The organism is Anabaena sp. CS-542/02, from assembly GCF_028331085.1.
Taxonomy (GTDB): Bacteria; Cyanobacteriota; Cyanobacteriia; order Cyanobacteriales; family Nostocaceae; genus Anabaenopsis; species Anabaenopsis arnoldii.
Map to the genome: position 1 here is coordinate 1 of NZ_JAQMTM010000153.1, position 13,801 is coordinate 13,801.

The window sequence follows — 13,801 nt, forward strand, 5'->3', positions numbered from 1 at the left end:
AGGGTTAGTCAATAGCTAGTTATTTACTAATAATAGATTACATATCCTCATAAATGCTCAGATAGTGGTATGGCTTATGTACCACTACGAGAAGCAGTCAAACAACTGGGACTGCACCCAAACAGTTTAAGGAAGTACGCATACAATGGCAAGATTGAAAGCATTAAAAACGAAGCAGGACAAAGACTTTTTCACGTTTGAAACATCCCAAATGTCTCAGAAGGCGAAACGACGGTAATGGTCAAAGTCAGTGCGCCAAATGTTAACACTCTCTCACTACCGATTTAAGCAGTTTCTGAAGCACAAGGCTTTTGAGACTAATAAAGTAGTGATGGATGTGAACGAAGCGTACACATCAAAAACAGTCAGTTGGACTGGTGAAATCATCCCCAACCTTGGTGGTGCTAATTTCGTTAAGTCTCCATCTGACGGGCTGGTGGTAATGAGCCGGGACATAAATGGTGCGCGAGGGATTTTCCTACGTGCATTGGTTGATACGCCCTCTCTTAAAGAGTGTATTTGTTAGTTAATGTTAGCAAAAAAGTATCGGGAGCCTTCCGACTATAGCAGATGGCAACGGAGGACTTTTGTCCTCACTGCAAACCTTGAATTTTTATGGTGTTTTGTGATTTAATTATGGCTATTTGGTTCAGTTTGTGTGGCGTGGCTTTGGTGGTAGCTTATCTGTTGGGTTCTTTTCCCACTGGCTACATTGCGGGAAAGCTCTTACAGGGTATTGATATTCGCGAAGTTGGTTCGGGTTCAACGGGCGCAACTAATGTATTGCGCACTTTAGGGAAAGGCCCGGGCGCTCTGGTTTTAGTAATTGATTGCTTCAAGGGAGTATTAGCGATCGCAGTTGTTTACTGGTTATTCTCCTTTGCTCCTACTCAAAATCTTCTCCCCTCAACGGTAAATATCCAACTTTGGCAATCTTGGATGATTACTTTAGTGGGGTTATTAGCTATCCTGGGACACAGTAAATCAATTTTTCTCGGCTTCTCCGGCGGTAAGTCTGTAGCTACCAGCTTAGGAATTTTATTAGCGATGAACTGGCAAGTAGGATTAGCTACAGCCGCAGTGTTTGCTGTGTTTATAGCTATATCCAGAATTGTATCATTAAGTTCCATTGCTGGTGCGATCGCAGTGCCGATTTTCATGGTAAGCCTACATCAGCCCCTACCGTATATCCTGTTTGGTATTGCTGGGGGAATTTACGTAATTTTACGGCATCGTGCTAACATTCAGCGACTACTTGCAGGTATAGAGCCAAAAATCGGGCAAAAGCTAGCAACAGAAACAACTACTGATAGCTAGCTATCTAATTAATCACTTACCTGTCAGCTTCACTAGACCAATACCACCAAAGTAGAGTCCTAAAACCGCCCCTGCTAGGAGACTTTGGGTCAGGGGATCAGTGGAAGGGGTGAGAACAGCACCGAGAACCACTGCTCCCATAATCACAAATCGCCAGCCAGAAATCATCTTTTGAGAGGAGACAATTCCCAAATTACCTAGTAATAATTGAATAATGGGAATTTGAAATGCTAAACCAGTACTAAATAATAGTAACAGCACAAATTCAAAGTATTTGTCAATAGACCATAGTTGATCTACCACATCTTCGCCGTAGTTAATGAAAAAGTTCAAAGCTGCGGGAATTAGTAGTAAATAGGCAAATACTAAACCCGTGACAAACAGCACACTAGAACCTAAAACCACCGGTCCGAGTAAGCGGCGTTCCCGCCGAGTTAGTCCCGGAAGAACAAACTGGATAATTTGGTAAAGAATGAAGGGGCTAGAAAGTACTAACCCACTGTAACCCGCTACTTTGATGGAAACAAAGAAATATTCCCCCGGAGCCAGTTGGAGAAACTTGACCCCTTGGGCGGGGACTTCCAGTAACTTAACAATGGGCTTAACGGCGATGAAGCAGCCAACAACACCAACTGCAACACCAATTAAAGAATAAAAAATCCGTTGTCGTAGCTCTTCTAGGTGGTCGAAAAGGGACATTTCCACTTCATCAGGCAACTCATTGAGAGCATCCAGTTCTGAGTTGCCGTATTCCTCTTGTTGGATATCAGGAGTAGTTACATCTTGTGAGGGTGTCATTAGTCAGATCAATAGGCAACATTTGTTAACTATTGTATCCGGCGAAGCAGTGACAAAACTATGTTTTTCCCAACAATCACTTACCCCAGGCTAGGCTATCAGGATGTTATCTTTTCTTTTTGAATTACCTCTGGGGCAATTTGGGGTGTATCTGTGAATATCTTGCTACCTTGGCGGAAATTTCGGGGTTATAAAGTCTCAGATAATTCCAATAGTTACCAAAGACTTGGCGCACGTAATTTCTAGTTTCATTAAAAGGAATATCTTCCACAAACTCATCTGGATCATCTTTGCCAATAGTCTGTAGCCATTTGGCGACGTTACCTGGACCAGCATTATAACTCGCGATCGCTAACATGGAGTTATTATTATACCGCCGATGGGTATAGTCTAAATACCATGTTCCCAGATTAATATTTTCGTTGGGGTCCTCTAAGTTAATTGTTTTGCTATCCAACTGAATTTGGGGAGCAATCCATTCACCTGTACTGGGCATTACCTGCATTAAACCAGTCGCACCGACCACAGATCTAATTTTTGGCTCAAACATTGATTCCTGACGCATCAAACCAATTACCAGGAGGGGATTTAACTCTCGTTGAGCCGACCATTTTTTAATTTCCTGGCGATAGAGAAAAGGATAACGGGCTTGCCAATAACTTACCTCCTGGCTCAAAGCCTGATACTCCGCTTGTTCTTCTGGTGTTTCCCTGTCTTCGAGTTGAGAAATCAACTTAATTGCTGCCAGATTTTGCCCTCTCACCAGGCGCATTAATCCCTCAGTAAACTGTTCTGCTACGGTGGGCTGGAGTTTATTGGTAAATTCTGTTTCCCATTGTAACCAAGCATCACCATCTTCACCGAGTAAATACAGTTCTTTGAAAGTTTGTGAACCTGCCGGAGGTACAGGTCGTTGCTGTATAACTACTTCCGGCTGCAATTGGCGGACGTTATCAAAATCACCCACATTCAGCCCCAGAGTTACAGCTGAACGCCAAGCATAGTAAGAGTAAGGAAATCGACTCAACACATACTCATAAGCGGCTTTAGCTTCCTTTTGTTGCCCTAATCTAGTAGACCATTTCCCCACCCAAAACCCTGCTCTGGGAGCTAAAATACTATTAGGGTTCTCAGTCACAATTGGTTGCGCCCATTGCCAAGCGCCTAAGTAATCTTTGGCTTTGGCTTGCTGTTTGGCTTTGTTCCAGCGATACTCTGCGGCTTGATTAGAACTACCGTATTCACTTAATAGCAATTCCCACGCCTGTTGAGCCGACTTTTGATCATTTAGTCCCTGGTAAATTTTGGCTTTTTCTACTACTGCCATACTAGCTTGTTGAGGGAAATTGGCAATTATTCGGTCAAGATAGGGCAAAGCATCTTTGCGGTTTTTAGCCAATTCAGCTAAACGTAATAGGGCTAGTCCGGTTTCCCTAGCATCGGGAAATTTTTCTACTAGTTGATTATAAATCGCCAATGCCTTTTCGGGTTGTTTACCTCCTATCTGTAAACCTCGTGCAGCGCGGTAAAGGTTGCGGGCTGTCTGGGGTGCTTTAACATAGGCATCACCAGCTTTCGCAAATTGATTATTTTCCCAGTAGGCTGTGCCGACAATCTCCCAATCTATGGAACCAACTGCCACGCTATCGCTATCGGGTTTGAGATCTGGTTGTTTTACTAGCTCATCTAAGACACCTACTATTCCTGGTTGGTGAAAGGCGTGTTGTGCCAAAATTAACCGTAAATTTGGCTGTTGGGGATTTTCCCTTAAGCGTTTATAAATAATTTCCCAGGTGAGGGGATGTGAGGGAAACTCTGCGATCGCTCTATCATGATGTTCTGGTAGGGCGATCATATACAGCGCTCTGGCTGTTGCGGCTTCTTGGGGATAATCTCGCAGCACTCTTTGTCGTAGATCGGAGGCTTGACGAATCTCACCGAGTATGTCCTGTGCTTGGGCCTGTTTGAGTAAAATATACGCGCCCAGACTGGGGTAACTTTTTTCTAGTCCTTCTAGAAGACTTAAGGCCTTTTCTGCTTCCCTAATATTAATTAAATCACTGGCTAACAGATAACGGGCCCGTTCTCGGTCTGGTGAAATGGAACTATTGGCGATCGCTTCTAGTTTTTCTGCCCGTTCTTGTAGAGACTGTGATACTAATGGAAATACAGCTGATTTGACTTGGCTAGCTGTAGAAATTTGTTCAGACTGATTTATGGCTGAGTTGAACCATTCTCCCCAAAATTTTCTGACGTTGGGGACGGATACGATTGCACCTGCTGAGAACGCAAGTAAGACTGCACCAGCAATCAAAGAAATCTGTTTTTTTTGTAGTTGATTTCCCATGGATACTCCCCCAAGACTATGGTTTAAGTTTTTGCAACTTTAGCATTGCTGGCACTGGGGTGTTATTTGTCAATCATAAATATTACAAATCATCCTAAATAATCCTAAAATATCTTTATAAGGGAACAGGGAATGGGGAAGATAGTGGCGTTTTCTCACCGAAGGGAGACGCGATAGCTACCGCTGGCGTGAGCGATAGATTAGCGTCTGCTATGTTTTTCCCAAGAGCCGAAACACGAGTTATCTGTCTGGTGCCTTGGCTAGTTCTGGGGTTTGCCCTTTCAAACCAATCATCAATTTGAGGGCAAATACTTTTAACATGGGTATGCGCTGCATCATCCACAAACCTAGGCGACGAATTACTACTAGTGGGAAAAAGTTATGAGAAAACATCCGATCTAATAGATCCGTGAAAGCTAGAATTGTCAGGTTTTCTGGTTTGCGCCAGCGTTCATAGCTTTTAAGGACTTGGAGATTACCAATATCTTTACCCCGTTGATGTGCTGTTTGTAACACTTGGGCTAAAGCCGCAGCATCTCGAATCCCCAAGTTTAAACCTTGTCCGCCGACGGGATGACAATTGTGTGCGGCATCACCAATTAAGGCTAATCTGGGGAGAACATAGCGATCGCTTTGCATCAGTTGGACTCGAAAAATAAAGCGATCGCCCAGTAATTCTAGCTTACCCATTTGATTACCATAGCGGCGGCTGAGTTCTGCCAAAAACTGCTGGTCATCTAAAGCACATAAAGCCTCTGCTTCTGCGTGGGGGGCTGTCCAGACAATACGGCAACGGTTACCAGGTAGTGGTAGAATGGCAAATGGTCCACTAGGCCAAAATCGTTCGTAAGCAGTGTTATTGTGGTGTTTCTCTGGTTTTACAAATGCTACAATACAGGACTGCCAATATTTCCAGCCAGAAGTTTTAATTCCCGCCGCTTCGCGGATACGCGATCGCGAACCATCAGCAGCGACAATTAATTTACCGCGGACTGTCTGAATTTGGTCGGCAATTTTGACATCTATAGCCACAATCTCCTGCTGATATTCTGTCTTGACCACCTCAGCGGGACATAGATAAGTCACATTCTGACAATTGTGGACAAATTCCTGTAAAGGCTCTAACAAAGCTTGGTGTTCCGCCACATAACCCAACTCTGATGTACCTAAATCATCGGTGATAAATTCCACAACATCAGGATAATCGGCATCAGAAAGGCGAACTTGGCAATATTTTGCGATTTGAGGCGATATTTGCTCCCAAACACCAATTCCTTGGTAAATGAGCGCCGAAAGCATATGAACTGCATAAGCTTGTCCCTTCGCCACTGCTGCTGAAGCAACTTTGGCCTCAATTAGCAGAATACTTAAGCCAGAGTCCTTTAAAGCCGCGGCTAAGGTTAAACCAATAATTCCACCGCCGACAATGACCAGATCATAGTCATATCCCTGATTATCTGGCGGTGTTTGTTGAGGATAAATTTTTTGATGTAGCTGTGTGATCACCATTGTTAAGATTAATTAAGGCGTCCTAATTATTATTTTTACGCAAACAGACAAATCCGTGCAAATATGGCCGGATTAATTAACCATAGATATAGATGATAGATGGTGGGCTACCCCACCCAGGATATTCGTCTAGGGTACACAGTTAATCTTGACTGGAACTCCAAAGCAAGTCTGCCAAGAAATGGAAGCTGTGGGTTTAGTTTGGCGAGAAACCAAAAACTTGTTACCTCAGCAACACTTAATGATATTTGAAAAGCGGGTATAATATCTATACAGACTTATTGAGGACTTAAGTCCTCAATAAAAACCTTTAATTACCGGAGTGGCATCAGGCTAACGCTTTTGTCCACACTATGCCAAACTATCCAACTACAAGAATTATCCACATCTTCTGGATTATTGGTAACCTTAAAATACAGCTTTCCCTGTCCCTTGCGTTCAATGGCAAAGTCGGCATTTTGGGCGTAAACTACTGTAAATCCTTTGTCCCTCAAGCAATACATAGCCCAAGCCTTCAATGATTGCTTCTGTGGTTCATGGGGAATAGGTGGTTTTGTAATGGTTTCTTGGATAACTTGAAATATCTCCATTAGTTTCTCAGGGAAAATAAAATCGTTGTAGTGGAGGCATTTGTCCCGATACCAGTTTACCTCATCACAGAATGCAATGTGCTGTTTAGGTCTTGATGATGTTAATTCACACCAGACCGATTTGGTTTGAATAAACTTTCTGATGCGGTTTTAATCACAATATACAAAACTGGCACCACAAACAAACTTAAAAAAGTAGCGATTAACATCCCGCCAAATACTGCAGTTCCCAAGGACTGACGACTTCCCGCACCCGCACCGGTAGCAATGGTTAAGGGGAAAATACCCAGAAGTGTGGAAAATGCTGTCATTAAAATCGGGCGTAAACGTTCCTGTGCAGCTTCTACTGCGGCCTTAGTAATAGAAAGCCCTTCATTCCGTAATTGGTTGGCAAATTCTACGATTAAAATCGCGTTTTTACTCGCCAAACCAATCAGCATGACTAGACCGATTTGACAATAAATATCATTAGGAAAACCCCGCATTGATTGAGCCACAAGTGCGCCAAAAATTGCTAAAGGAACCGCTAAGAGGATAATTAGGGGGTCTATGTAGTTCTCATACTGAGCAGCCAAAACTAAAAAGACAAAGACAATTCCTAACCCAAAAATAATGGGTGCTAAACCGCCAGATTCTATTTCTTCCAATGCAGTTCCTGACCACTCATAACCAAAACCGGGTGGTAATACTTCTGCTGCTAACTGTTCCATGGACTGAATGGCACTTCCAGAACTAAATCCAGGGGACGCAGAACCATTGATTTCAATGGAGCGAAATAGATTATAGTGATTAATTACTTGCGCTCCCACAACCGAAGTAGTTTTAATTAAGTTTCTCAAGGGAATCATTTGATTAGTTTGAGAACGCACAACTAGTTGCTCAATATCCTGGGGGTTAGAGCGAAACTGTTTATCTGCCTGGACATATACGCGATAATTACGCTGTTGGAGGTTGAAATCATTAACATATTGAGAACCCAAAGCAGTTTGCAGAGTCCCAAAGATGTCATCTATGGAAACTTGCAGGGCTTTGGCTCGATTCCGGTCTACTTCTACCAGTAATTGGGGTGTTTGCGCCGCAAAAGTACTGAATACGGCTTGTAATCCTGGTGTTTGGTTGGCGCGGCCTAGCAGTTGACCCATGGATTGAACTAAACCTTGTAGGTCACTACCACCTCTACGGTCTTGCAGTTGAAGTTGGAATCCGCCAAAGTTACCTAATCCCTGAATCGGTGGGGGATTTACGGGAAAGACTCTGGCTTCTGGGATGGCGAATAGTTTCCCTCGTAATTTACCGAGTATAGCCTGTACTGATTGGTCTGGTCTGTTGCGTTCTGCCCAAGGTTTCAGAGTCGTAAATATAATACCATTATTAACAGTACTACCACTGAAACCGAAGCCACCCACGGCAAAGGTTCCCACGACTTCGGGAATTTGCAGGATTTCTTTTTCTACCTGGGCAATGACATCACTGGTATATTGCAGTGAAACTCCTTGGGGTCCTTGGACTAGTGTAATAAAAAAACCTTCGTCTTCTTCTGGGAGAAAAGCTGTAGGTACTGTAGTATAAAGCCAAGCAGTCATTCCCAAAGAAACGATGAATAGTCCGATGATCATATTTTTCCAGCGGACTATCAGGTGAAGCGATCGCTGATATAGTGTTCTTACCAAGTCAATAAACTGATTAATCTGGTAAAATACCCAACCCAGCCAGCCTGATAGCGATAGCGTGGCGTTAGCCATAGGTTTTGGTCTTTGGCGTAGGAGTAAGGCACACAAAGAAGGTGTGAGAGTCAAAGCCAGAAAAGTAGAAATCACAATGGAAAAGGCGATGGTAATGGCAAATTGGCGATACAGTGCGCCCGTAGTTCCCGGAAAAAATGCCACGGGAACAAACACAGCCATCAGCACCAAGGACGTAGCAATCACTGCACCAAACAATTCAGCCATAGATTCACTGGCCGCCTGGCGAGGACTCATTCCCTTATCCTGGATAAAACGGCTGATTTGCTCAACCACCACAATGGCATCATCTACCACCATCCCCGATGCTAAAGTCAGACCAAACAAAGTTAAACTATTAATAGAAAAGTCAAAAATCCGAGCAAAAATAAACGTCCCAATTAAAGATAGGGGAACTGTGAGAGCGGGAATTAAAGTCGTGCGCCAGTCCTGCAAAAAGACAAAAATTACAATTACAACGAGTATTACTGCTGCAATTAGAGTCTTGATCACCTCTGACATCGACTCTTCCACAAAGCGTGTAGTGTCAAAAGCCACCTGATACTGTATTCCCGGCGGAAAATTGGGAGCCAGTCGCGCCATTTCTTCCCTAACCCCCCGGGCGACATCTAAAGCATTACTCCCAGGAAGCTGATAAATCCCCAAGCCTACAGCATCTTTAGCGCGATATCGCAAAAAGGTATTGTAATTTTCCGCACCCAGTTCTACCCTACCGACATCTTTCAGCTTAATTAACGTGCCATCATCGTTAGTTTTCAGGATAATTTCGGCAAATTCTTCCGGTTTTGTGAGTCTACTGGCGGCACGGACATCAATTTGATATCTTTGCCCTTCTGGAGCCGGTTCTTGACCAATTCTCCCGGCGCTCACCTGCAAATTTTGTTCCTTCAGGGTATTAACTACATCCTCAGTTGTCAGCCGCCGACTAGCCAGGCGATTGGGATCCAACCATAGACGCATTGCATAACGACGTTCACCAAAGATGACGACATTACCAACACCTTTAACCCTTTTTAAGACATCTGCTAAATAAAGGTCGGCATAGTTACTTAAAAATATATTGTCATACTGGTTATTCTCAGCAAATAGACCAATAGCTAAGATAATATTGTTAGATTGCTTTGTCACCCTCACGCCAGTTCGCTGTACTGCTTCTGGGAGTTGGGGTCCGGCTATAGATACCCGATTTTGCACATCCACAGCTGCAATATCTGGATTGCGGGATGAGTCGAAGGTGGCTGTAATTGTACTCGATCCATCGTTACTACTGCTAGAAGTAATGTAGCGGATACCTTGAATACCGTTGATTTGCCTTTCTAAGATATTCGTCACACCGCTTTCTACGTCCTCAGCACTAGCTCCGCTATAGTTGGCGGTGACGTTGATTTGAGTGGGAGCAATATCCGGGAAACGAGCAATGGGAAGTGTGGGAATACTAATCAACCCCAACAAAAGCACAATTAATGCACAAACTGTACTAAATACGGGTCTTTTGATAAAGAAATCAATAAACATAAGAACATGAGGGAATGAGGAATTGTGGTCTTTCTGTGCTTTTACTGAGGCATCTTTTCAGGTAAAGGCATGATAGGCACACCATTAGTGAGATTGAGAATACCAGAAACAACAATTTTATCCCCGGGTTCGAGTCCCTCAATAACGTGATAATCGTTTCCTTGAATAGCTCCCAACTTCACGGGTTTTTGTTGGGCTACTAGGTTGGGCATTCCCGGTTGGGATTCTGTCGGCTCTTGGGCTACAAATACAAAAGTCTGTCCACCCATCCGAGATATTGCTTCAGCGGGAATTAAGATTCCGGGACGTTCATCCCAGATAACTTGGGCTTGGACGTTCAGGCGGTTGAGTATTAGCTTGGTGTTATTGACAAAGGTGGCTTTAGCTAAGATATTCTGAGTATTGACATTGATATTCGGTGAAATAAAACTTACTTTGCCTGATGTAGCGGGTTTGCCTTCAGCATCTAGTATTTTTACGGGTAATCCCACCCGCAACCTTTCACCTTGATGGAAAGGCACAGATAAGTTTAATTCCAAAGTGTCATTTTTATTCAGTGTGGTGAGTTCGTCTCCCTGCTTGACAAAATCTCCCACCTTCACGGGTATATCACCGAGAATACCAGTCAGAGGAGCGACAATATTTGTGTACTGCTGTTGCACTTCGGCTACCTGAACTTGGGCTGCGGATTCCATAACTTGAGAACGGGCTTGAGCAATTTCTTCAGCACGGGGTCCGTTCTGTAGTTGTTTGAGATTTTGCTTTTCTAGTTCTACAGATGCAGTTAGTTCATTAATATCAGCGCTTCTGCTTTTGCGAAGTTGTTCGGTTCGTCTTTGAGCTTCTTCCAGTCTAGCCTCGGCGCTTCTTTGTTCTCTGAGAAATCCTTCTAATTGGTCTTGGGAAACAGCTCCGTCTTCCTTTAATTTTTGGTATCGTCTAGCTCTTGATTGTGCTAATTCCAAATCAGCTTTAGCTACCTCAATTTGAGCTTCAGCCTGAGCAATTTCTTGTGGACGCGCTCCACCTTTAGCATTTTGTAGGCGAGTTTCGGCTTGAGCTAATCTAGCCTTGGCTTGGGCAATTTCTTCGGGACGTGTACCTGCGGTGAGTTCTGCTAGTCGAGCTTGGGTGCGGTCTAATGTTGCTTTTGCTTGTCGTAAGCGGGCTTGGGTATCGTTATTTTGCAGGCGAATAATCACTTTCCCTTGTTGCACGCGATCGCCTTCTTTAAATAGAATTTCACTAATGCGCCCGTCAATCTCTGGCTTAATTGCTACTGAGCCTGGAGATGCCAAAAAGCCGCCAATTAATGAACTTTCTTGTATGGTTGTAGTTTCTACTGTAGCTAACTTTACAGGAATTCCCATGGGTTGGCCAGCCCGTACCCCGCCTCTATCTACCCGACCAGCAAAGCTATTTTGCCACCACCGCCAACCCAAGCCACCCCCTGCAATTAGCAGAATCAGCAACCAGATTAAGTACCAGGGCCGCTTTTTCCTTGGTTTCAATGTTTGTTGTTGCTGTTCAATGTGACTGTAATTGTTAACCGCAGACTTTTCAGTTTCTCTGGAAACTGGAGACTCAGGAAATTCAGAGTTCACCATTGTTATATTCTCATATCTTTATAATTGCTGTTAAGACTCAAGTCAACAAATAAGAATGTAGCTTTATGTAAGCGAATGCTTGCATTATACACAAATGAGAAGATATTTTCTAGGAAATAGAACGATTTAATAGCTATAGCTAACAACTGTGTAGATATACATTAATTCAACATATTACGAGGGAAAATAGCATTTTTTTGGCTTAAAATCTATCTTTCATTCCTCGTAAACGAGCGAAAGTTTGTACTGGGTCGCTACTCTTGACAGCTAACTGTAATGAGGGTTTGTCCCAACCTAAAAAGGGATTGGTCAGCTTTTCCACCCCCAACCATGAGGGAACAGTAGCCTCCTGGCGACTACGAAAGTTGTCTACTTCCTTGTAGCGCTTTTGTAAAGCCCTATTATCAGTATCTACAGTCAGAGCAAACTCCAGATTTTTTAAAGTGTACTCATGGGCACACCAAACACGAGTATTGTCTGGGAGATTGCGTAGTTGAGCCAAAGAGTTGACCATTTGGGTCGGTGTACCTTCAAATAAGCGACCGCAACCCCCTGCAAACAAAGTATCACCACAGAATAACTCTCCAGGTTCACTCAGTTTTGTGGGGGGGAAATAGTAAGCGATATGAGCGCGGGTGTGACCAGGAACAAAAAGAATCGTGGCGGTGCGATCGCCAAACTCCACACTATCTCCCGGTTGCAAAAATACCTGTTGTCCGGGAATTCTCCCCTGATCCTCAGCACCACCATACACCGTCAACTTAGGGAAATGTCTAATTAACTCCTGATTTCCACCCACATGGTCGTGATGATGATGAGTGTTAAAAATTGCCACTAACTCGGTCTTTAGTTCTGCAAGTTGTTTTAATACTGGTTCAGCTACTGCGGGGTCAACCACAGCAGCAAGATTTTGTTGAGCATCGTGGAGCAAAAATATGTAGTTGTCTGACAGTGCATTAAGACGGATTACCTGCATTTTCTCTTATTCCCACCGATCATACTGGTGTATGATTATGATAAAACTATATCAGGCACGGGCTGCAACTGGTGGAGGTGGGTCATGTCAACCTGTAAAATTTCTGGGCAAATTGTAGACGTTATCCACAAAACCATATTTCCTGGTACAATTACCATTGCTCAAGGGCGTATTCAATCAATTGAACAGGAACCAAAACAGATTTACCAACAATACATACTTCCAGGTTTTATTGATGCCCATGTCCATATCGAAAGCTCAATGCTAGTGCCGACAGAATTTGCCCGTATAGCTACGGTGCATGGTACGGTAGGAGCGGTTTGTGATCCTCACGAAATAGCCAATGTCTTAGGAATGGCCGGTGTGGAGTTTATGCTCACCAATGCCACCCAAACACTATTTAAAATAGCATTCGGCGCACCTAGTTGTGTTCCCGCAACCACATTTGAAACAGCAGGTGCAAACCTTACCGCCATGGAAATCAAGCAATTATTCCAACATCCCGGGATTTCTTATCTGAGTGAAGTGATGAATGTCCCTGGTGTCCTATGGAATAACACTGATGTAATCTCAAAGATTGATTTGGCTAACAAATTAGGATATCCCATTGATGGACACGCGCCAGGACTATCTGGTCAAGACTTACAAAAGTATGCTGATGCCAATATTACAACTGATCATGAGTGTTCAACTCTAGAGGAAGCTTTAGACAAAATCGCTGTGGGGATGAAGATTCTGATTCGTGAAGGTTCAGCAGCTAAGAACTATTTAGCCCTCCACAGCTTAATTGATTCTCACCCCGACCAATGTATGTTTTGTAGTGATGATTTGCATCCTGATGATTTGGTGAGGGGACACATTAATGAACTGGTGCGCCATTCCCTAATATTGGGTCATGATGTAATGAATGTGTTGCAAATTGCTTGTGTAAACCCAGTAAGACACTACAACCTCAATGTGGGTTTATTACAAGTTGCAGATCCTGCGGATTTCATAGTAGTGAATAATTTAGAGGAGTTTACAGTGCAGTCTACCTATTGCCAAGGTGTATTGGTGGCGAAAGAAGGTCAAGCACTGTTACCCTATGTGCCGGCATTATTTGTAAATAATTTTATTATAGAACCAAAAAAAGTAAGTGATTTCCGAATTCCTGCCGCAGGTTCAACGGTGAGGGTAATTGAGGTGTGGGATGGACAATTACTAACCACGGAAAAGCATATGTTGGCTAATGTTGAGAATGGTGAAGTGGTGGCAGACTTAGAGCAAGTCCTAAGTTGACAATTTCATAGACAAAACTATACTTGTATTGACAAGAATCCATATATTTTTAGTAAAAAATCAACTACTTGATATATAATAGAGTGATATAAAGTATTGAATTGAGACTACTGCCGACGCGA

11 protein-coding genes and 1 pseudogene are annotated in these 13,801 nt (G+C 43.3%); 5 read left to right on the top strand and 7 right to left on the bottom strand.

Annotated features, from left to right (window positions below; genetic code table 11):
- The first annotated feature begins 69 nt into the window (after positions 1 to 69).
- The 3 genes from PN447_RS15690 to plsY all read left to right on the top strand — a co-directional run bounded on the left by PN447_RS15690 (position 70) and on the right by plsY (position 1,317).
- A complete protein-coding gene (locus tag PN447_RS15690; RefSeq protein WP_271763954.1) occupies positions 70 to 201 on the top strand; it encodes a hypothetical protein in 132 nt (43 codons plus the stop codon).
- 58 nt (positions 202 to 259) lie between these two features.
- On the top strand, positions 260 to 526 hold the full coding sequence (locus PN447_RS15695; protein ID WP_442867104.1) for a zinc ribbon domain-containing protein: 267 nt from the start codon (positions 260 to 262) through the stop codon (positions 524 to 526).
- A 110-nt stretch (positions 527 to 636) separates the two neighbouring features.
- Entirely contained in the window at positions 637 to 1,317 is a 681-nt protein-coding gene (gene plsY / locus PN447_RS15700) for a glycerol-3-phosphate 1-O-acyltransferase PlsY (RefSeq protein WP_271763955.1), read from the top strand.
- A gap of 12 nt (positions 1,318 to 1,329) precedes the next feature.
- Here plsY and tatC read toward each other — a convergent pair whose 3' ends face one another.
- From tatC to PN447_RS15715, 3 genes are all read right to left on the bottom strand, one after another.
- Positions 1,330 to 2,115 (bottom strand): twin-arginine translocase subunit TatC, encoded by a 786-nt coding sequence (gene tatC / locus PN447_RS15705; RefSeq protein WP_271763956.1) that lies wholly within the window; start codon positions 2,113 to 2,115, stop codon positions 1,330 to 1,332.
- Positions 2,116 to 2,239: 124 nt separating this feature from the next.
- Positions 2,240 to 4,462, bottom strand: a complete 2,223-nt coding sequence (locus PN447_RS15710) for a lytic transglycosylase domain-containing protein (RefSeq protein WP_271763957.1) — start codon at positions 4,460 to 4,462, stop codon at positions 2,240 to 2,242.
- A 240-nt stretch (positions 4,463 to 4,702) separates the two neighbouring features.
- Complete coding sequence (locus PN447_RS15715) at positions 4,703 to 5,971, bottom strand: FAD-dependent hydroxylase (RefSeq protein ID WP_271763958.1); 1,269 nt, start codon at positions 5,969 to 5,971, stop codon at positions 4,703 to 4,705.
- Between the two features lie 157 nt (positions 5,972 to 6,128).
- On the opposite strand from PN447_RS15715, the pseudogene PN447_RS15720 reads away from it, so the two are divergent.
- A pseudogene (locus PN447_RS15720) lies at positions 6,129 to 6,236 on the top strand (SAM-dependent methyltransferase); the annotation flags it as partial.
- 49 nt (positions 6,237 to 6,285) lie between these two features.
- On the opposite strand, the gene PN447_RS15725 reads toward PN447_RS15720, so the two are convergent.
- The 4 genes from PN447_RS15725 to gloB all read right to left on the bottom strand — a co-directional run bounded on the left by PN447_RS15725 (position 6,286) and on the right by gloB (position 12,401).
- The gene (locus tag PN447_RS15725) at positions 6,286 to 6,561 is read right to left on the bottom strand and encodes a hypothetical protein (protein WP_271763959.1); all 276 of its coding nucleotides are present in this window, start codon (positions 6,559 to 6,561) and stop codon (positions 6,286 to 6,288) included.
- A gap of 101 nt (positions 6,562 to 6,662) precedes the next feature.
- On the bottom strand, positions 6,663 to 9,818 hold the full coding sequence (locus PN447_RS15730; RefSeq protein WP_271763960.1) for an efflux RND transporter permease subunit: 3,156 nt from the start codon (positions 9,816 to 9,818) through the stop codon (positions 6,663 to 6,665).
- Between the two features lie 41 nt (positions 9,819 to 9,859).
- A complete protein-coding gene (locus PN447_RS15735) occupies positions 9,860 to 11,425 on the bottom strand; it encodes an efflux RND transporter periplasmic adaptor subunit (RefSeq protein WP_271763961.1) in 1,566 nt (521 codons plus the stop codon).
- A gap of 202 nt (positions 11,426 to 11,627) precedes the next feature.
- On the bottom strand, positions 11,628 to 12,401 hold the full coding sequence (gene gloB, locus PN447_RS15740; protein WP_271763962.1) for a hydroxyacylglutathione hydrolase: 774 nt from the start codon (positions 12,399 to 12,401) through the stop codon (positions 11,628 to 11,630).
- Between the two features lie 84 nt (positions 12,402 to 12,485).
- On the opposite strand from gloB, the gene PN447_RS15745 reads away from it, so the two are divergent.
- On the top strand, positions 12,486 to 13,679 hold the full coding sequence (locus PN447_RS15745; RefSeq protein WP_271763963.1) for an amidohydrolase family protein: 1,194 nt from the start codon (positions 12,486 to 12,488) through the stop codon (positions 13,677 to 13,679).
- Positions 13,680 to 13,801 lie beyond the last annotated feature (122 nt).

Excerpts from the sequence above, each read along its gene's own strand:
- PN447_RS15715 (WP_271763958.1), bottom strand. The coding sequence starts at position 5,971 with ATGGTGATCACACAGCTACATCAAAAAATTTATCCTCAACAAACACCG.
- PN447_RS15730 (WP_271763960.1), bottom strand. The coding sequence starts at position 9,818 with ATGTTTATTGATTTCTTTATCAAAAGACCCGTATTTAGTACAGTTTGT.
- plsY (WP_271763955.1), top strand. The coding sequence starts at position 637 with ATGGCTATTTGGTTCAGTTTGTGTGGCGTGGCTTTGGTGGTAGCTTAT.
- PN447_RS15725 (WP_271763959.1), bottom strand. The coding sequence starts at position 6,561 with ATGGAGATATTTCAAGTTATCCAAGAAACCATTACAAAACCACCTATT.
- PN447_RS15745 (WP_271763963.1), top strand. The coding sequence starts at position 12,486 with ATGTCAACCTGTAAAATTTCTGGGCAAATTGTAGACGTTATCCACAAA.
- gloB (WP_271763962.1), bottom strand. The coding sequence starts at position 12,401 with ATGCAGGTAATCCGTCTTAATGCACTGTCAGACAACTACATATTTTTG.
- tatC (WP_271763956.1), bottom strand. The coding sequence starts at position 2,115 with ATGACACCCTCACAAGATGTAACTACTCCTGATATCCAACAAGAGGAA.
- PN447_RS15690 (WP_271763954.1), top strand. The coding sequence starts at position 70 with ATGGCTTATGTACCACTACGAGAAGCAGTCAAACAACTGGGACTGCAC.
- PN447_RS15695 (WP_442867104.1), top strand. The coding sequence starts at position 260 with ATGTTAACACTCTCTCACTACCGATTTAAGCAGTTTCTGAAGCACAAG.
- PN447_RS15735 (WP_271763961.1), bottom strand. The coding sequence starts at position 11,425 with ATGGTGAACTCTGAATTTCCTGAGTCTCCAGTTTCCAGAGAAACTGAA.
- PN447_RS15710 (WP_271763957.1), bottom strand. The coding sequence starts at position 4,462 with ATGGGAAATCAACTACAAAAAAAACAGATTTCTTTGATTGCTGGTGCA.